Consider the following 19,777-nt stretch of genomic DNA (forward strand, 5'->3'; position numbering starts at 1 on the left):
GACACGCGGCCGCGCGCGCCGCAGCGCGTGCGGTCGCATCGTTCGCTCAGCGCGACGGCCGCGCGGCCAGCGCCGCCGGCAGCACGACGTTCATCAGGTGATCGGCACGCGACAGCAGGTCGGTCACGCGCTCGTCGAGCCCGCGCAGTTGCGCCGGCTGCATCCGGATCTGCTGGACGGCCTGTCCGACGATGTTGCGGCGGTCGAACAGCGTGCGCTCGACGCCCGCATCGTCCGGCGCGCGCACGACGTCCGACACCGCGCTCAGCGCGGCGAGCACGACCACGAGGTTTTCCTCCGCATGGCGGATCTTGGCGGCGAGTTCCTCGGTACGGCGCGGGAAAAAGCCGAGCGACTGCTTGAGCGCACCGAGCGCCGCGCGATAGTCGACATGGCCGGACGCCGCCCCGAACCAGCGTTCGAACATGCCGGCCTTGCGCGTCGCTTGCGCGAGCATCCCGGCCATCATGTCGGCCGCGCCGAGTTCGTTGAATTCGCGCGTCGTCGCCGCGACCGCTTCGACGAGGTTGCCGGCCGTCTCCAGCGCGCCGTCGCCGATCGTCGCGACCGTCGCGAGCTTCAGCGGCACCAGTTGCCGGATATGCCGCTCGATGCGCGGCGCGTAGTCGGGATAGAGATTCGGAAAGCTGGCCTGTGCGGCGCGGAAGCACGCTTCGAGCTGCGGATGGTTCGATGCGCCGAACAGCGCACGGCCGATTGCGTCGGCGGGCGCCGCACGCACCGCGTGATCGGACGCGGGCGCCGGCCCGAACTCGAGCGCCTGCGGGGCGGGCCGCGCCGGCGCACGCGCGACCGGCGCAGCGGGCGCGGCCGGCGCGTCGAACGCAAGACGCCCGGGCGTGCGCTCGGGCGTCGTATCGAACTCGAGCCGCTTCGGCTCGTCGGACGGATTCGTCATCGCTGCTTCCTGCCCGGCGCCGCGGTGCTCCGCGCGCCGGGCTGCCGCCAGTCAGACCGCGCCGCCGTACGCGCGGACGAAATCGCCGAGGCCACGGTTGTAGCCCGCGCCGACCGCCTTGAACATGAAGTGGCCGTCGCGGCGATAGAAGCTGCCGACCTGCACCGACGTCTCCATCGAGAAGTCTTCCTCGAGCGCGTACTTCGCGATCACCGCGCCCGACACCTCGTCGGCGATCTGGATGTAGCTGTTGCGAACCTGCCCGAAATTCTGCCGGCGCGCTTCGGCCTGGTCGATCGTCACGACCACCGAGATTTCCTCGACGTCGGCCGCAAGCTTCGTCATGTCGATGAAGATCACTTCATCGTCGCCGTCGCCGCTGCCCGTGCGGTTGTCGCCGCTATGCACGACGCCCAGGCACTTCGACGAAGGCATCCCGCGCTTCGGGAAGTCGTCGCCGGGCTGGATGAAGGTTTCCTTGCGCTCCATCGTGCGCACTTCGCTGTTGTAGAACACGAAATGCTGATCCGAGATCAGCTTCGGATTGCTCTGCGCGTCGTACTTGCACAGGAACACCGACACGTCGAGATCGAAATCCGTGCCGGTGTCCGTCGCGTTCGCGTCCCAACCGAGACCGATGCGGAATTTCTGCGTGCCGGGCGCTTCCTTCGACAGGTTGACGCGACCGCCTTTCGACAAATTGATCATCTGAACCTCTTCTGCTGGAACCGCCGTAGCGCCGGCGGCGATGCCGGGCCGCACACGGCGGCCCCTTCGTTGATGGTGTTCGCGCCGCGTGACGCGCGCTTACTTGCCCGCCACCGCCGCGCGGTCTTCCTTGCGCTGCACGACGATCGACGACCACACGGCCGCGGCGATCATCGCCGCGCCGATCAGGCCCGTGACGACCTCCGGCACCTCGAACTTCACGCCCAGGAACATGATCGTCGCGAGCGCGCCGATCGCCCAGAACGCGCCGTGCTCGAGAAAGCGGTACTGCGCGAGCGTGCCCTTCTTCAGCAGCACGAGCGTCATCTCCCGGATGTAGGCCGCGCCGACGCCGAGACCGAGCGCGATCAGGAAAATGTTGTTCGACAGCGCGAACGCGCCGATCACGCCGTCGAAGCTGAACGACGAATCGAGCACTTCCAGATACATGAACCCCGCGACGCCTTCGCGCACCACGCGCGTGCCCGTGTCCTCGCCGCCGACCAGGTCGCCCACGCCGTGCGCGATCACGAAGCCGATCACGCCGAACGCGCCCGCGAGCAGAAAGCTGACCTGCTCGGTCGCCGGCACGTAGAACGACGCGACGATCACGATCGCGAGCGTCAGCGCCACTTCCAGTGCGGTGATGCGGCCGAGATGGCGCATCGGGCCTTCGAGGAAGCCGATCCAGTGCTCGTCCTTCTCGGTGTCGAGCATGAACTTGAAGAACACCATCAGCAGGAACGCGCCGCCGAACGCCGATACCTCGTGATGCGCGGACGTCAGCACCGCCGCGTACTTGTCCGGCGATTCGATCGCGAGCGTCAGCGCGTCCCACAGACCGATATGGCCGATCACCGCGACGATCAGCAGCGGAAACACGAGCCGCATGCCGAACACCGCGACCGGCAGGCCGAACACCATGAAGCGGTTGCGCCACTTCTCCGACCAGTTCTTCAGCACCGACGCGTTGACGACCGCGTTGTCGAGCGACAGCGAAATTTCGAGCACGCACAGGACCGCGACGATCAGCATGTCCTTCACGCCGCCGAGGAGATAGGCCGCGATCAGCGCGAGCGCCGTGAGCGACAACGGGATCTTGAAGTCTTTCAACATGATGGGGTAATCGAGTTCAGAAAAATGGGCAGGCGGGCCGCGCTTACTTCGCGCGCACCCAGTCGCAGAATTCCTGCGTGATCAGCTGTTCGTAGATCTGTTCGTCGCTGAGGTCGAGCGATTCGAGATGCAGGAAGCCGACGTTCGGCATTTCGTCGGCGACTTCCGCGAGGAAGTCGAATTCGCTCGGATCGCCGACGCCGACGAGCGACCAGTACAGCGGGAAATGTTGCGATTCGGTCAGCAACTGGCGCACGCGCTTGCGGTCGTTCTTCGGGTTCTGGCCGTCGGTGACGAACAGCACCCATGCGGGCAGATGGCCGTTCACGGGCGCGGAGGCGGCCGGCGCGGACGGGTCGTCCGCACCGCCGAACAGCCGGCTCAGGAAGCCGCGCTTTTCTTCGCGCTTCGGCTCCGGCGCGCGGAAGAAGAAATCGACGATGTCGTTCATCACCGGCGCGTACTGCGTGCCGCCCCACTTGTCGATCCGCGCGTTGAGCACATGATCGGAAATGTACGAGCCGTAGTTGTCCGGCGTCGCGGTCGGCAGCCGGTCGTAGCCTTCGGTGAAGGTCCACGTGTCGACTTCGCCGTTGTCGTCGAACTTCAGTGCAATGCCGAGAATCCGGTCGTGCGTCTCCTGGATCACGCCCGACTGGTATAGCGGCTTCGCGGAGCCCGAGATGTCGAGCGCCGCGCCGACGCGCACGACCGGCGGCTTCAGGATCTGACGTTTTTCGAGGACGATCGCGACCTTCGCCGCGCGTTTCTCAAGCGTAATCATGCGGTGTTCTCTCAGTTCTCTTAGTTGTGCTTCGGAGCGAATCGGGTGATCAAGTCCTGTTCGAGCTGGCGCAGGCGCGGCGCGTCCTGCTCGCGCTGGCGGCGGCCGTCGGCAATGATCTGCGTGATGTCGTCGAACGCGCCGAACAGCTGCTGCTGCGCGTATTCGAACGTGTCGGTCGAGATCACCGGGCGCTGGCCGAGCTTCGCGACTTCCTGCGCGTTCTGGCGATTCAGGTCGGCCTGCGCGCGGATCGCCTCGTCGGCGGCGTCGTACGTCGCGTTCGCGAGCGCCGCCGCGCGCTTGGTGCTGAGCTGCTCGAGGTAGAGCGCGAACGCATTGGTCCACGCGGGAATCAGCACGGTCTTGATCGTCATGAACTTCGACGTCAGCGTGCGTTTCTGGTCCTGCTCCATCCGGATCTGCGGCGCGAGCTGCTTCGACATCAGCATCGCGCGGTCGAGGTCGTCGAGCTTGCTTTCGAGCGCGTCGACCTTGCGCTTCACGTCGAGCAGGCGCTGCGCGGCGAACGCATCGTCCGCCGGCTGCTGGCCGGCCGCGAGATGCGCGCGCAGCGCCGCGAGCGCCGTTTCGCCGTGCGCCTTCGACTGCGCGAGCTCCTGGTGCAGCGCGTAGTTGTCGTTGTACATCCGCTCGAGCTCGTCGATGCCGGCCTTCTGGCGCTGCGCATGGTTTTCGAGCTCGACGACGAGCGTATCCATCCGCTTGCTCACCGACTCGTATTGCGACAGCAGCTTCTCCTTGGTCGAGCGGAACAGCCGCGTGACCTGCGTGAGCAGCCCGCCCTTGTCGGCGCCGCGCGGGTCGAGCCCCTTCGCGGTCGCGATCAGCTCGTTGAGCTTGTCGCCGAACTGGTCGGCGTCCGACGCCCGGACGCTTGCGAGAATCTGCTGGGAGAAGGCGGCGATCCGCGTGCCCTGCGTCGCGCCGAGCTGGTCGATCTCGTCGACGGTGATCAGGCGCGCGTGTTCCGTCGGCTGCGCTGCCGGCACGACGACGTTGGCGACGGCGGCTGGCACGGCGACGGGCGACAAGGACGGCATGGAAGGACGATCGCTGACCGCATCGGATTTGTTGTCGTCGAATAGCGGCTTCATGTGGCTACCACGTTCCTTTTCTGCTTTTTGCTACGTGTGTTGTCGTGCGCGCAACGCGCGCTTCCGCGATTGCCGCCGTGCTCTCTCACGGGCGGCAGACGGACAATAAATGGCGACGGTGCGGCGCGTCAAGCCAGGCAAGTCTTTCAATTTACATACGCTTTGTAATATATACGACGGCCATCTCGATACCGCTTCCGGCAATGTAAGGACATATGCGTTGATGGAGCATGAATCCGGAATTCTCCGCACACGCCGACGGAGAGAAATGGAAAGTATTTTGAAAGAATTGGCCTGTCGCTATTCCGCTGATTGTTACAGATTGCTTAACGGGGGCGTCGCGCCCTAGTACGAGTAGCCTTGCGACGCCGGGCGCGCGTCGTGGCGGCGGCCCCACCACGGCAAGTACGCGTTGTTCTCCCCGCGTGCGCGGAACCAGTCCTTGCCGGGATCGATCGGCGTCAGCTTCGACGGCGCGACCACCACCGCGGCCGTCGGATGTTCGGTGTCCGTCGTGCCCGCCACAAGCACGTTGCCGCCGAGATGATTTGCGCGGCCGATCGCGAGCGCCACATCGGTCAGCGCCGCGCCGGCCCCCATGTCACCGAGCAGTGCCGACGTGTTGAAGGTTTCGCCGCGAAGATCGCTTTCCGGCACGGCTTCGGCGAGCCCTTGCGACAGGGACGCGGCCCTTGACGACGCGGCCGCGCTGCCCTTGCCCGCATCGTGGATAACGTAGTTCAGCGACGAGACCGCGACGCCCGCATTGGCTGCGGCTGCGTCGATCGTCGACTTCCATGCCGGCACCGCGCGGCCCTCGCCTTGCTTCGCGTCGAAATCCTGAACGCTGCCTTGCGCCGCCTTGCCGATCCAGGCCAGCGGTTCGCGCTCGGTCTTCAGATCCGGGCCGGCGAGGAACAACACCACCATGTTCTCGTTGATCTGTTCATCCTGCGGCGGAAAGCTTGGCGCGTCCCAGTTCATCACCCACACGCTTTTGTCGGGATGCGCGGCCAGGTAGTCCAGCGCGGCGTTCAGTGACGTGAAGCCGGCATTGCCGTGGCCCGACGTCACGTGCACGTCGGGCGGTGTGTCGCGGATCCATAGATTTTTTGCGGAGGGGTTGCCGATTTCATACATATTTACCATCTCGTCGCGCAAGAACGCTCCGGCGCCTTCCGGGTCGAGACGGCCGGCAGGAAGTGCGAGTTCGACATGCACCCCCGCCAGTTCACGCCACTCCCGCTTGTACTTCGAGCCGATGGTGTAAAAATAATCGGGGTTCATCACGTAGCGCGTCCGAAACAACACGAGAAGTTCGCGCACATATTTCTTGTAAAAACCCGCGAACGACTCACGCCCCCGCCGCCCGTCCGCGACGATGGAAACCGCCTGCAAGGTCGAGTATTTTTTGGGGTTTGTGCGCACCATGTCGTCGTTGGCGTTCGGCTTCACCAACCCGAGCGTCCACAGCAATTGCCACTCCGTCGGATAGTCACGACGCTGCAGCGGATTGAGCCATTCAAGTCCGACAACTTGGGCAACAAACGGCGCGGCAGACGCACCTTCGACGGATTGCGTCGATGCGGCGCGCGTCTCAGCCCGCAATGGTGGGCTCGACAAGAATGTCGCCATCACGATCGAGACGCACCCGATACGTCTGGCAAGAGTGAAGCAGTGCATGAATACCCCGATCGAACCGGCCACCCCCGCGCGCCGGTCCGGCAATTCATTCCCGCCCGGACGACGCCAGACTCGAAATCAGCGTCGCACCACACGACGTCTTGTGTCCATCGAATGCAGCCGGTTTCCCGTCGACGATGACCTGCGGATCGCCTTCGGCGATAAAGCAGGCCTGATGGCCCGCGATCGGACAGACGCACGTATCGCCGAGCCGGGCGACCGGCCGCCCCATCACTTCGCTGACCGCGCTGCCGATCACGACCTGACCGCCGTGGCTCGTTGCGTCGCCGACTCGAATGATTCCGCGCATGCGTGCTCCTTACTCCGAATAGCCTTGCGACGCAGGGCGCGCGTCGTGACGGCGCCCCCACCACGGCAAGTACGCGTTGTTCTCGCCGCGTGCGCGGAACCAGTCCTTGCCGGCGTCGATTGGCGTCAGCTTCGACGGCGCGACGACGACGACTGCCGTCGGGTGCTCGGGGTCCGTCGTTCCGGCTACGAGCACATTTCCACCGAGGTGATTCGCTCGGCCGATCGCCAGCGCCACATCGGTCAGCGCCGCGCCGGCGCCCATGTCACCGAGCAGTGCCGACGTATTGAAGGTCTGCGTACGGAAATCGTATTCCGGCAGTACTTCCGTCAGCGTCTGCGACAGCGATGCAATTCTTGTCGATGCAGCATCGCTGCCCTTGCCCGCGTCATGCACGATGTAATTCAATGACGATACCGGCACGCCTGCATTAGTCGCCGCCGTATCGATCGTCGACTTCCATGCCTGCACCGCGCGACTCGCGCCTTGCTTTGCGTCGAAATCCTTGACGTTGCTTCGAGCGGCTTTACCGATCCACGCCAGCGGCTCGCGCCCGGTCTTCAGATCCGGGCCGGCAAGGAACAGCACCACCATGTTCTCGTTGATCTGTTCGTCGTTCGGCGGGAAGCTCGGTGCATCCCAGTTCATCACCCACGCGCTTTTGTCGGGGTGGGCGGCCAGATAGTCCAGCGCCGCATTCAACGACGTGAAGCCGGCATTCCCCTGCCCCGATGTCACGTGCACATCCGGCGGTGTGTCGTGGCTCCACAGATCTTTTGCCGATGAATTTCCGATCTCGAACGTGCTGATTATTTGATCACGCAAATATGCCTTTGCCTTGATGGGATCAAGACGACCAGAAATTGCCAGTTCAACATGCACGCCAGCCAGCTCACGCCATCTACTTCTGTCACCAGGTTTCACGGTATAGAAATAGTTGGAATCGGTAAAATATCTAGTACGGAACAATACGAGCAACTCGTCGATATATTTCTCGTAAAATCCACCAAATGATTCACGTCCAGAGCTGCCATCCGCAATGATTGAGATCGCTTGAACGGCAGAGTACTTTTTAGGGTTGGCGCGCACCATGTCATCATTCTTGTTCGCAGAAGCCAGGCCCAACGTCCATAATAACTGCCATTCCGTCGGATAATCCCGGCGTTGCAGCGGATTGAGCCATTCAAGGCCAACGACTTGCGCCACAAAAGGCTTCATCGAATCACTTTTTGGCTCAGCGTTGCCCGCAGCGCGTGGTGTCGCAGCCACGGCACTCGACGTCGCCAACATGGTCGAAAACACAAATACCAAAACCGCCACCAATCCAGGAACCAGCACCATTCTCTTCATCAGATCTCCTGCACTTGAATTTTCGGCAGATGCACTACTCGGCAGCATCGTTGCATACAAAACGATCGCAGCCAACAGCATGACGAAAATCGCCAATCCAAATCGCCGCTGCCAGGTGGCAACAATCACCTTCATAGCACACTCCCCAGCCGCAGGAAAAATCCTCCATCACGCTCGTCGTAGATTTTTTCTGGCATGCTTGCAACCGGATCATTTTTAACCCATTTATGCAAGAACATGTCCTTATATTTTCCCTTTTTTATATATTCCGCAAATAATTCATTTTTACCATCCCTCACCAATCCACTCAAAAATCGCCAATCCGCCTGCTTCCTGAGATCTGCAAAGTCGCCCTCCGTCAGATAGCAAAGCCCAATAGCAATATCGTAAGCCAAAGCCTTTTCCGCATGCTCACCATTCGTCATGATGGTCGAATGATTGGTAGGATTATTCTTATCCCCGCCATTCAGTATGTCGAATATCTCTTTGCTTCTCCATTTCTTGTAATCTTCGCTTGCATCTGCAGGGCGGTCCTCCCCAACAACTACTCCATTTTCATCAACCCAGTCGCGATTGTTCAACCTTCTCGCTTCCATCCGAAGAATGGAATGATCCTCATACCGCTGCGCAGCCTCGGACGCCGCGTCCCCCTGCGCCTTCAGCGCATCACCCTCGGTCTTGAATTTTTCCGACTTCGCGTCGAAGTTGTCGTATGGATCGTCATCACGCTTGTTCTCCTTGTTGGCGTCACGCCCAGCCGACGGCGGATCGTAACCCTCGTTGAAGCGCCCTTCCTCAATCGGTTTCCCTTGCGCATCGCAAGCGCCCGACGGCTTACCGTAGCGCAACGCCTGCGGGAGGAAGCGCGTTTCCTTGTCGAGCATCGGCGCCGTAATCGGGATTTCCCAATTTTTCGGTGGCTCGGCATTGACTGCCATGTCCGTCAAATTGAACAGGTAGAAGACCGGACTCGTTGCAAGCGTGAAAATCTTCGCGATCCACCCTTCATTGGAATGCATCCCTCGTCCAAGACCATACCGCGCCGGTGGTGATGGCGGATACCAGAAACCTTCCTTCTGGTTCTTGTCCTTGCGCCAGTCATCCTGCCAGTACCGATAGAGCTTGCTCTCTCCGCCCACCTCGAAATTCGATGCGAACACGCGTTGCGAAAAAACGCCCCACGCGTTCGTCGCACTGATTTCATCGATACTCATCCCGCGCCAGCCGATCCCCTGAACGGTCAGGGCGGAAATGACCTGATCGTGCGGGCAGCAGTACAGCGTCACTCTTCCGTAGGTGTTTTTCTGGTACAGCCCATGCGCCTCCCGGTCCTTGGCTGCGCTATACGGTTTGCCTCCATCCTTCGACGGTCTCGCGCTTTCCATCGCGCGATCGAGATCCTCCGCAGGCATCTCGAGCTCGGCCCGGGCACGCAGGATATCGAAGTACGCCCTCAACGTCTCCTTGCGCGCGACATAGGTCTCGCGCCCCACGTGCCCGTTCTTGTCGCGCACCCCGCGCTGGGCCCATGAGTCGGTCATGTTGGCCTCGACGAGACTGTACGGAGGATTGGCGAGCACATAAGTGTCGGCGACGCAGCGCCCTTTCTCGCCCCACTGATCCGTCACCTCGGGCAACCGGTCGCCGAGGAATGCGGCGGCAAGGCCGATCATGTTTCCCTGGCTGTGGCACACGATCGTGATCGGCGCGTCGGCCTGTCGTTTACGGATCGACTCGACCAGGCGTGCCAGCCGCAGCGCGCCAAGCACGCCGTAAGTGCGCGGCGGCGTGGAGTAGATTTTTCGATTGCCGATGCTGTTCATGTGCTGAACGGTCAGCCACAGAAAGAGCCGATCGTTCAATCCGTCGTTCCACAGATCCGGCAGGCTCGAACACCCGCCCGCGAACGGACCACCGCCCCAGTAATTCTTCTCGTTGAGCATGATCTTGTCGCCATACTCCTTCAGCTCCTGCGCATTCGCGGCATAGCCCCACCGAAAGTGGATGACGGGCGAAAAGGACGGATCGGGCTTGATGTACGTCTTCGACGACATTTCCGGATTCAGGAAGCCGTCCGGCGTCAGGCTTTCGATATAGCTGACCGGCGTCATCTGCCCGGCCACCGGCCCCCAATGGAACAGCTGATCGTCATAACGCCCCATGCGCCGGTTCAACCCGGCACACAGCCCCTTCTCGGCCTCCTGGAACCATTCCCCTTCCGAATTCACCCCGTGCACGAAAATGACGACGCCCGGCAGCGGCATCTGCATCACGCACTCGAGGTCGTTGCGGTTGAATAGCGTCGTCCCCAGTCCACCACCCACCGGAGTCTGCGACGGGTCGTCCGTCGACGGTTGCCCGCCCGGGTTCTGCGCAAAGTTGTAGTTGAACATGTTGTTTTTCTTGAAGACTCGGCTCAGGTTCTCGACTTGAAGAAGCGAACCGCCAATTGTTCGAACTGGTCGCTGCTGACCGGCGCCAGCTTGCCTTGCGCGTCGGTCTTCCCCTTGATCAATTCGCCCGACGCCTTTCGCACCTCGGCTTCCATGCCCTCGACCGGCTGTCCGTCGGTGGCCCGGACCAGCTTCGGCACCCGCCCCAGCGAGCCCTGGTCGAACTTCGGAAAGTCGGCGCTCATGCTCGCCGGCCCGGCCCACGTATGCGACGCCGACTTGACGGTGAAACTCCCCGGACACCCGAGCTCGATATCGCCGCCCTGCAGCTTCAGGTACGCGCCGCCCGACGTCACGAACACGACCTGCTCGCTGGCCATGCCCGCGAGCTTGCCGCCGCCCGCCGTCATCTGGATGTTCTTCGCCGAATCGATCTGCGTGTCGTCGTTCTGGCTCTGCAGCGCCACTTTCCCCTGGTTGGCGATCGCCGACACGCCCTCGCTGTGCGCGAACATCGCCACGCCACGCCCGGCCTGCAGGTTGATCCGCTGCCCGCTCGTGTACTGCAGGTGGTTCTGCGCGACGACATCGACGTTGCCGCCCGCATGGGTCGTCACGGTCTTCGGCGTCGCCATGCTGATGCCGGCCGGCGCGGTGATGCCGATCGCGGCCATCGACGCGCCTGACGACTCACCGCCGTCGGACGCCTTGCCATTCGGCCAGCCTTTCACCGTGGTCATGAGCGCATCGTGCGGCTGCGTATCCGGCGCGACGCCTTGATGCTGGCCCGCATAGTCGCCGAGACTCTTGAACAGTTCGACGCATTCCTGCATCAGTTGCAGATACTCGTCGCGCGCGAGGTGGCCGTCGCTCGCGCGCAGCCGCTCCCAGGCCGAAATCAGCATCGCCTTGCCGCTGCGAATCGCCACGTGCGCATCGCTGCGCAACTCCGCGCCTTCGCCGCGCGCCGTACCCTGCCCGTTGTCGCGCGGCTGCGTCAGATAGCCGAGGTTCAGCTGACTGTACGCATGCTCGCTCGCCAGCTGGCTGCTGATCTGCCCGGGCGTATCGTCGAAGCGGATCTGGTTGTAGCGCTGCCCCTTGATTTCCTTCGTCTTCGTGCCGGAAAGATAGCGGTTGCCCGGCAGTGCGCCGGTATGGCTGAAGGTCGCCGGCATGTTCGGCCCGTTGGCCAGCACACCCATCACGACCAGCCGGTCCGGATCGCCGCCGATATGGCCGATCAGCACTTCCATGCCGACGCGCGGCAACGTATTCGCGCCGAAGCTGGGCCCGGCGAGCGCGCAGGCGACGCGCACCGGCGCGCTGTCGGACGGCGTGCCGCTCGTGCCGGCGCCCTGCGCGTGCGCATGATCGTCCGCGCTGAGCCCCTGGATCCGCACCCGGATGCGGCCCATTTCATCGCAGAACACCTCCTCGCCCTCCGGCCCGACGACGACCGCCGTCATCGGATGAACCGGCGGCAAGTCGACGTGGGGATCGTAGGCCGGCGTCAGCGGCACGCCGCGCCGCACGCACGAGAACGTATTCTCGTAGCGCCTGTCGCTTTCGTCGCCCGGCTTGCCGCTCAGGTCGGCCGGCACCGCGTTGAACAGCACGCGGCTTGCCGCGAACAGCGATTGCGCGCGCTCGTTCAGTTCCTTCGGCAGGTTATTGCGCACGCAATGATGAAGCGACGTGACGACGAACTGCCGCTGTTCGGCCGGCAACGTATCGAGTTGCGGATGCTCGGCGAGCGCAAACCAGTGACCGACGGCAAGATCACGCACATTGCTCACGCCGTCGACGGATTCGGCACGCAGTTCATGCGCCAGCATCCGGTCCTTGCCGATCCGGTCGAGATCGGACGACGAATCCCCGGCATGCGGGATATCGATGACGACGTCGGCCAGCAAATGCCCGAGGTCGTTGCCGCCGTCGCCCTGATCGACGATCGTCGCCTGCTCGGTTTGCGACATCCGGCCGCTCTTGTAGTCCCACGTCGGCCGGACGACCTTGCCCGGGATCAATCGGCGGCTCGTCGCCCACAGCGTGATCGAGTCGCGCGCCTCGGTGGCGGCGTCGCGATGGTATCGGATCGTGCCGGCGACCGTCTCCGGCAACTTCATCGAGTCATCGGCAAAGACGAGCGTATGCACCGGCGTGTCGTGCGCTTGGCCGCTCGCCCGCTCGCCTGCCTTCCCCGCCTTGACGAATACGGTCGCCCCGTCCCGTCGCAACAGCCGCCGGATGAAGTGCGCGTCCGACTCGTTGACCTGCCGCGTGAGTTCACGCGCGGGGTAACGCGCGGCTTGCAGACCGGACAGGTCGAACTCGAATGCGCCCGCGAGCGCCGAGCTGCGCTGGCGCCATTCCTGAAGCAGCACACCCAGGATGTCGGGCAGGCTCTTGGACCGAAACAACCGCGAATTGGTCCGCCGCTCCATCACGGACAGCACGTCGCGAATCGTCAGCTGGTAGCAGGTCAGCGAACCGTCCGACTGCCCGGTGCGGACGTCGGTGACGATGCCGTTGATGGGATGAAGACGCCCGCGATCGGTCGTCATCTCGACGGAAACCGGCAGTCCGATGAAGCTGCGGATCGGCAGATCGGCCCGTGCCGACACGCAGGTCAGATGCCCCTCGATACCCGTCATCAGCCCTTCCCGGATATCGGCATACTGGAGCGCAAGCACTTGCTCGAGCGTTTTCTGGGCAGGCCCCCAGTTCATGCGAACCGGTCGATTGTTCTGATCGACCACCCCCGACGCAAACGTGCGTAGTAATTCGGCTGTATTCACAGCGTGACTCTCAGGATTTTGTTTGACTTCGTTGTTCGGCGAGCAATCACGCCCGCTGGTCCGTCCTGGGAGTGCCGCCCGTCTGGTTTTCGGCGAGCATAGCAAATTTGTCAGGTTGGTGACGGCTTTTTGACAGGATTTAGAATCCTTTTTTGCACGGCGCGCAACGGGCTCAACCGTTCACTTTCTTTCGAAGTCGGCCGATCCCGTCCCGCGCCCCTCGAGCGTCGTCGCGGTGTCGGTCCCGTCCGTGCCGCACTCCCGATACGGGCCGGACGAACTGCACCGCCAAGTCACGAATCGTGAATCCCATCGTCCGTCGATACCGGCGAACGTCGCGGCCGAAATGCAGATCCTCGGCCGACGTCATCTCGTCCGGATGGCACGAGGCTACGATGCTTCCCCGCTGCGCCACCGCGTCAATGCACGGCCTTGCGATACAGCGCAACGTACCCCGCGAGCATCAGCAGCAACGATCCGCTGACCCGGTTCAGCCACTTCTCCCCCGCGGCCTTCCATACGCGGACCGAATGCACGCCCAGCAGCGCGTAACCGGTCATCCCGATCACGTCGATCGCGACGATCGTCGCCGCGAGAATCGCGTACTGCGGCGCGATCGCATGCGACCGGTCGACGAACTGCGGCAGCAGCGCCGACATGAACAGGTAGTACTTCGGGTTGCTCATCGCGACGAAGAAGCTCTTCAGAAAGGCGCTCCGGCGATCGGGCGTCGCAGGCACGCAAGGCTGCGCAGCCGCGGCCCCGCCGCTCGACATCAGCATCCGGATGCCGACATACGCGAGCCACGCCGCGCCGAGCAGCTTCAGCGTCACGAACGCCGTTTCCGACGCGTCGAGCAGCACGCCGAGGCCGAACCCGACCAGCGCGACGAGCACGACGTCGGCGGTGACGGCGCCGAGCATGCCGACCATCGCGTGACGCAATCCGTAGCGCGAACCGTTGCTCATCGCGAGCAACACCGTCGGGCCCGGCGTCGCGACACCGACGGACAGGATCAGCGCAAAGGCGAGCAAGGCGGAGAGCGACATGGCGTGGCGTTCCTTTTGAAGAGTGCGGTGCGGACGGACGGCATCGTCGTCGTGATCGGGCCACCCGGCCGCAACCAGTGCGCACGGTTTGTTACGACGAATGCGGTCTTCGCATGATCGCATGCTCGCCCCGACGCCCGCTCGGCGGTTGTGCACCGTCGCCGGTGAACCGCACCCAGTTATCTCAAATAGTGGGCTGCCCCCTCCGTAAACGACAATGATTCTCGTTTACGTTAGACTCCGCCGCTCGATAAAAATACGTCCGCGACAGCACGGACGCGTCACGCCGCCCGGATTCCGACTTGCCGCCCTGGGATGGATCACCGACCACACCCGATTTGCGTCCCATGTCGACACTTTCGTTACCCGTCCTGCGTCTCACGCCGATTGCCTTCGGCATTGCGCTCGCCTGCACCTTCCCGGCCGCCGCCGGGGCCCAGCAGGCCACTTCCGCCGCCAACGCCGCGCCCGACGCCACCGTGCTGCCGTCGATCAACGTGACCGGCGCGGCCGAGCCGCTGCCCGGCGACCTCGCGCCGACCTACGCCGGCGGCCAGGTCGCGCGCGGCGCGGATTTCGGCGTGCTCGGCCGGCAAAAGGCGAGCGACGTGCCGTTCAGCATGACCACCTATACGTCGAAACTGATCGAGGACCAGCAGGCGCGCACGCTCGCCGACGTGCTCGACAACGATCCGGCCGTGCGCAGCGCATCGGGCTACGGCAACTTCTCGCAGGTGTTCGTCATCCGCGGTTTCGCGCTCGCCGGCGACGACGTGTCGCTGAACGGCCTGTACGGCGTCACGCCGCGGCAGCTCGTCCAGACCGATGCGGTCGAGCGTGTCGACGTGTTCAAGGGCGCGAATGCATTCCTGAACGGTGCATCGCCAAACGGCTCGGCGGTCGGCGGGGGCGTGAACCTGCAACTGAAGCGCGCGGGCGACAAGCCGCTCACGCGCGTCACCGTCGACGGCGCGACATCCGGCTCGCTCGGCACGCATGTCGACCTCGGCCGCCGCTTCGGCAGCGAAGGCCAGTTCGGCGTGCGCGTGAACCAGTCGATCAGCGGCGGCGACACCGCCGTCGACGACGAGCGCCGCCGCAGCAACGTGACCGCCGTGTCGCTGGACTGGCGCGGCGACACATTACGTCTGTCCGGCGACTTCCTGTATCAGCGGCAGCGGATCGACAACGGCCGCCCGATCGTGCTGGTCAGCGGCAGCCCGTTGCCCGCCGTGCCGTCCGCGACGCACAACTATGCGCAGCCGTGGAGCTTCAGCGAACTCGAGGACACGGTCGGCATCGTGCGCGCCGAGTACGACTTCCTGCCCGCGTGGACGGCCTACGTATCGGCCGGCGCACGCCATACGAACGAGCACGGCGACTACTACACGCCGACCTACTCGTCGTCCGGCACGACCGGCTCGCGCCTGAGCGTGCCGCACAAGGAAGATGCGCAGTCGGCCGAGGCCGGCGTGCGCGGCCGCTTCACGACCGGCCCCGTGTCGCACTTCGTGACCGCCGGCGCGTCGTTCATCCGCATCGACAGCCAGTCCGCTTACACGATGTCGAACGCGTTCCCGACGACGCTCTACGATCCGGCGCCGGTCGCGTCGCCGCCCACCGCCTACGCGGGCGGCGACATGAACGATCCGGGCACGGTCACGAAGACCTGGCTGCGCAGCATCGCGGTGTCCGATACGCTCGGCTTCCTCGACGACCGCGTGCTGTTCACGCTCGGCGCGCGGCGCCAGTCGATCTCGGTCGACAACTTCGACTACACGGGCGCGGTCACCAGCACCTACAGCAACGCGATCACGACGCCGGTATTCGGTCTCGTCGTGAAGCCGTGGCGCAACGTGTCGATCTTCGCGAACCGCAGCGAAGCGCTCGCGCAGGGCGAGATCGCGCCCAACACCGCGCGCAACGCGGGCCAGGCGCTGTCGCCGTACCGGTCGAAGCAATATGAAGCCGGCGTCCGCTACGACACCGACCAGTACGGCGCGTCGCTCGCGCTGTTCCAGATCGAGAAGCCGATGGCGTACACCGATCCGGCGACGAACCTGTTCGGCGCCGACGGCACGCAGCGACACCGCGGCATCGAGACGGCCGTGTACGGCGAGCCGTGGAAAGGCGTGCGGCTGATCGCCGGCGCCACGTACCTCGACGCGACGCTGCAGAACACGGCCGGCGGCACGAACGACGGCCACCGGCCGATCGGCGTGCCGTCGTTCCTGCTCAACGCGGGCGCCGAATACGACGTGCCGATGCTGCGCGGGCTCACGCTGACCGCGCGCTGGATCCACACCGGGCCGCAGTACCTGGACGTCGCGAATACGATGTCGATCCAGGCGTGGGACCGCTTCGACCTCGGTGCGCGCTACGCGACGGACGTGTTCGGCAAGAAGACGACGTTCCGCGCGACCGTGCGCAACGTCGCGAACAAGTCGTACTGGTCGTCGACGATCGGCGGATACCTGACGCAGGGCGACCCGCGCTCGGTGTGGCTGTCGATGACGACGGATTTCTGACGGGCGCCGAAGGGAGTGGCGGGCTGCCGCCAGAGTTTGCTATACTCTCGGTCTTCCGGAGAGATGGATGAGTGGTTTAAGTCGCACGCCTGGAAAGCGTGTATAGGTTAATCGCCTATCGGGGGTTCGAATCCCCCTCTCTCCGCCAGGATTCAAATGCCCGCGCCCGCGGGCATTTTCGTTTCCGGACGCACGTCGATACGCGCTCCCCCCCGCCCCGCTGATCACGGGTGCCGAATGTAATCCACCAGCGCCCGCGTGTATTCATCCGGCCGCTTGTCGCACAGACTCACCGCGATCGCCACCGCAAACCCCGCCGGCACGCCGAACACGCCTGAGCTGATCGGCTCGATCCCGAACCACGGGCGCCCGGCGAACCCGGTCAGTTGCGTGAAGAACGGATAAGTCGACACGATGTAGTACACGCACACCGCCAACCCGGTCACCATCCCGGCAATCGCGCCGCGCGTCGTGGTGCGCTTCCAGAACACCCCCAGCACCAGCACCGGAAAGAAGCTCGACGCCGCCAGCGAAAACGCGGCGCCGACGAGAAACAGGATCTTCCCGGTATTGAGCGACGCGACATACGACGCGAACAGCGCCACCCCCAGCAGCAGCACCTTCGAAATCGTCACGCGCCGCTGGCTCGACGCATCGGGCGCGACCATGCAGTAATAGACGTCGTGCGACAGCGCGTTCGCGATCGTCAGCAGCAGCCCGTCCGCGGTCGACAGCGCCGCCGCCAGCGCACCGGCCGCGATCAGCCCCGACACCACGTACGGCAGCCCCGCGATCTCCGGCGCGGCCAGGACCACCATGTCCGGCTGCATCTGGATTTCCGACCAGTGCACGATGCCGTCCCGGATCACCTCGACGACACTGATCAGGTCGGGTTCGAAGTGATGCCACTGCGTAACCCACGCCGGCAATTCGGCGAACGGCCGCCCGACGAGATTCGCGAGGATCTCGTACTTGATCAGCACCGCGAGCACCGGCACGCTCAGGTAGAACAGCGCGATGAAGAACAGCGTCCAGCCGACCGAGCGCCGTGCCGACGCGACCGACGTGGTCGTGTTGTAGCGCGTCAGGATGTGCGGCAGGCTCGCGGTGCCGAGCGACAGGCACAGCAGCAGCGCGAGGAAGTTCCGCTCGCGCGGCTTGCGTTCATCCTCGCTCGCGGCCGGAAACGGCTCGTGCATCGGCACGGGCGGCTCGGCCCGCGCGAGCAGGTCGTCACGCACCTGCGTCCACGCCACGCGCGCCGCCGCCGGATCGCGCGGGAAATCGGCCAGCTCGCGCTCGCGCAGGCTGATCTCGCGCAGCGGCCCGTTGTGGCGCCGCAGGTCCGCGAGCTGGTCGACGAGATGCCGGCGCGCATCCGCGTACGACGCCGGCAACCGGTCGAGCCGCGTCTGGATATCCGCGGCCTGCCGGCGGTATGCATCACGCACCTGCTGCTCGTCGCGCGCGTCGCGCACCTGCGCCTCGCGCGCCGCGACGCGCTCCATCAGCGTGCCGTAATTGAACTGCGGCACGGGGCCGAGCCCGTTCTTCATCGCGATCAGCGAGACCGGAATCAGGATCGCGCTGATCAGGATGATGTACTGCGCGACCTGGGTCCACGTGACCGCGCGCATTCCGCCGAGAAACGAGCACACGAGAATGCCCGCGAGCCCGCAGAAGATCCCGATCGCGAAATCGACGCCGATGAAACGCGTCGCGATCAGGCCGATCCCCTGGATCTGCGCGACGAGGTACACGAACGAACACAGGATCGCCGCGCCGGCCGCGAGCGCGCGCACGGCCGTGCTCGAAAAACGCGTGCCGAGAAAATCCGGAATCGTGTAGCGCGCGAGCTTGCGCACATACGGCGCGAGCAGGAACGCGACGAGGCAGAATCCGCCCGTCCAGCCCATCACGTACGCGAGCGCGTCGTAACCGGTGGCGTAGAGCGAGCCGGCCAGGCCGATGAAGGACGCGGCCGACAGCCAGTCGGCCGCCGTCGCCATCCCGTTGAACGCGGACGGCACGCGCCGCCCGGCCACGTAATACTCGACGAGATCGGACGTGCGCGACAACAACCCGATCACCGCGTACACGGCGATCGGCACGAACAGGAACACGTAGCCGATCCAGACGCCCGAGCCGGTCGCGCGCTCGATCCGCCACATCAGCAGCACGAAGCCGAGAAACCCGAGCGTATAAAGCGCGTATGCGCGTATCAGTCGACGCGTCAGCATGAATCAGCGCCCGCCGTTCGGATGGCCGGCGCGTGCCGCATGCTCGTCGTATGCGCGGCGCAGCGTGCGGTCCGCGCGCTGCATCAGCCCGATGTAGACGACGATCAGCACGAGGTAGACGAGAATCGCGCCCTGCGCGCCGACATAGAACGGCAGGCTGAAGCCGGCGAAGCGAATCCCGGCGAGCGCGGGTCCGAAGAACGGCACGATGAACGACACCGCGAAGCCGATCACCATCAGCACCGCGATCAGCGCGACGTTGAAGCGCCAGTAGCGCGCATGCGCACGCGCGAGCGGCTCGGGAACGGGAGGTGGCGCGGCGGGCGCCGAACGGGTCGGAACGGTCATGCCGTTATGTAGCAAAAAGCCCCTGCGCGGGCAATCGGGATTGCCGCGCAGGGGCTCGCGCGTGACGCGCGACCGGCAGGTGCTCAGCGCACTTCGGTGAGCTGCTCGAGGATGGCCGGGTTCTCGAGCGTGGACGTGTCCTGCGTGATCGCCTCGCCCTTCGCGAGCGAGCGCAGCAGGCGCCGCATGATCTTGCCCGAGCGGGTCTTCGGCAGGTTGTCGCCGAAACGGATGTCCTTCGGCTTCGCGATCGGCCCGATCTGCTTGCCGACCCAGTCGCGCAGCGTCTTCGCGAGCGCCGCGGCTTCGTCGCCTTCCGGGCGCGAACGCTTCAGCACCACGAACGCCACGACCGCCTCGCCCGTCGTGTCGTCCGGACGGCCGACCACCGCCGCCTCGGCCACGAGTTCATGCGACACCAGCGCCGACT

At 64.6% G+C, this 19,777-nt stretch carries 15 protein-coding genes and 1 tRNA gene; 2 read left to right on the forward strand and 14 right to left on the reverse strand.

From position 1 onward, the window contains the following. Positions 1 to 46: 46 nt before the first annotated feature. The 11 genes from H0X95_RS20160 to H0X95_RS20210 all read right to left on the reverse strand — a co-directional run bounded on the left by H0X95_RS20160 (position 47) and on the right by H0X95_RS20210 (position 14,231). Positions 47 to 919 carry a hypothetical protein gene (locus tag H0X95_RS20160; RefSeq protein ID WP_058901633.1) on the reverse strand — a complete coding sequence of 291 codons (873 nt, stop codon included), beginning with the start codon at positions 917 to 919 and terminating at the stop codon, positions 47 to 49. Positions 920 to 970: 51 nt separating this feature from the next. Next, positions 971 to 1,627, reverse strand: coding sequence for a TerD family protein (locus tag H0X95_RS20165; RefSeq protein WP_006482759.1), 657 nt, complete (start codon positions 1,625 to 1,627; stop codon positions 971 to 973). 99 nt (positions 1,628 to 1,726) lie between these two features. Then, positions 1,727 to 2,743: a DUF475 domain-containing protein gene (locus tag H0X95_RS20170; RefSeq protein ID WP_006482747.1), complete on the reverse strand. Its 1,017-nt coding sequence runs from the start codon at positions 2,741 to 2,743 to the stop codon at positions 1,727 to 1,729. A gap of 43 nt (positions 2,744 to 2,786) precedes the next feature. Further along, a complete protein-coding gene (locus H0X95_RS20175; RefSeq protein WP_006482762.1) occupies positions 2,787 to 3,527 on the reverse strand; it encodes a VWA domain-containing protein in 741 nt (246 codons plus the stop codon). A gap of 20 nt (positions 3,528 to 3,547) precedes the next feature. Then, positions 3,548 to 4,645 carry a toxic anion resistance protein gene (locus H0X95_RS20180; RefSeq protein ID WP_059721190.1) on the reverse strand — a complete coding sequence of 366 codons (1,098 nt, stop codon included), beginning with the start codon at positions 4,643 to 4,645 and terminating at the stop codon, positions 3,548 to 3,550. Positions 4,646 to 4,990: 345 nt separating this feature from the next. After that, positions 4,991 to 6,352, reverse strand: a complete 1,362-nt coding sequence (locus H0X95_RS20185) for a virulence factor (RefSeq protein ID WP_326833179.1) — start codon at positions 6,350 to 6,352, stop codon at positions 4,991 to 4,993. A gap of 22 nt (positions 6,353 to 6,374) precedes the next feature. Beyond that, the gene (locus tag H0X95_RS20190; protein WP_059721189.1) at positions 6,375 to 6,638 is read right to left on the reverse strand and encodes a PAAR domain-containing protein; all 264 of its coding nucleotides are present in this window, start codon (positions 6,636 to 6,638) and stop codon (positions 6,375 to 6,377) included. A gap of 9 nt (positions 6,639 to 6,647) precedes the next feature. Further along, positions 6,648 to 8,123: a virulence factor gene (locus H0X95_RS20195; protein ID WP_195904293.1), complete on the reverse strand. Its 1,476-nt coding sequence runs from the start codon at positions 8,121 to 8,123 to the stop codon at positions 6,648 to 6,650. Beyond that, on the reverse strand, positions 8,120 to 10,381 hold the full coding sequence (locus tag H0X95_RS20200) for a T6SS effector phospholipase Tle3 domain-containing protein (protein ID WP_059721187.1): 2,262 nt from the start codon (positions 10,379 to 10,381) through the stop codon (positions 8,120 to 8,122). Before H0X95_RS20200 ends, H0X95_RS20195 begins: the two co-directional genes overlap by 4 nt. Positions 10,382 to 10,404: 23 nt before the next feature. After that, a complete protein-coding gene (locus tag H0X95_RS20205; RefSeq protein ID WP_058901636.1) occupies positions 10,405 to 13,182 on the reverse strand; it encodes a type VI secretion system Vgr family protein in 2,778 nt (925 codons plus the stop codon). Between the two features lie 419 nt (positions 13,183 to 13,601). After that, positions 13,602 to 14,231 (reverse strand): LysE family translocator, encoded by a 630-nt coding sequence (locus H0X95_RS20210; RefSeq protein WP_006482752.1) that lies wholly within the window; start codon positions 14,229 to 14,231, stop codon positions 13,602 to 13,604. 347 nt (positions 14,232 to 14,578) lie between these two features. Between H0X95_RS20210 and H0X95_RS20215 the strand changes: the two genes are divergently transcribed. Both H0X95_RS20215 and H0X95_RS20220 read left to right on the forward strand, forming a co-directional pair. Beyond that, the gene (locus H0X95_RS20215) at positions 14,579 to 16,759 is read left to right on the forward strand and encodes a TonB-dependent receptor (RefSeq protein WP_059721186.1); all 2,181 of its coding nucleotides are present in this window, start codon (positions 14,579 to 14,581) and stop codon (positions 16,757 to 16,759) included. 57 nt (positions 16,760 to 16,816) lie between these two features. After that, positions 16,817 to 16,907 (forward strand) — tRNA-Ser (locus H0X95_RS20220). 76 nt (positions 16,908 to 16,983) lie between these two features. Here the strand turns inward: H0X95_RS20220 and H0X95_RS20225 are convergent. The 3 genes from H0X95_RS20225 to H0X95_RS20235 all read right to left on the reverse strand — a co-directional run. Further along, positions 16,984 to 18,999 (reverse strand): sodium:solute symporter family protein, encoded by a 2,016-nt coding sequence (locus H0X95_RS20225; protein ID WP_006482756.1) that lies wholly within the window; start codon positions 18,997 to 18,999, stop codon positions 16,984 to 16,986. A 3-nt stretch (positions 19,000 to 19,002) separates the two neighbouring features. Continuing rightward, a complete protein-coding gene (locus tag H0X95_RS20230; protein WP_006482758.1) occupies positions 19,003 to 19,347 on the reverse strand; it encodes a DUF4212 domain-containing protein in 345 nt (114 codons plus the stop codon). A gap of 83 nt (positions 19,348 to 19,430) precedes the next feature. Then, positions 19,431 to 19,777: AMP-binding enzyme (locus H0X95_RS20235; RefSeq protein ID WP_408625669.1), on the reverse strand; the 347-nt coding region annotated here is incomplete at its 5' end.

Source organism: Burkholderia sp. 9779_493, assembly GCF_015712215.1.
Classification (GTDB): Bacteria; Pseudomonadota; Gammaproteobacteria; order Burkholderiales; family Burkholderiaceae; genus Burkholderia; species Burkholderia cenocepacia.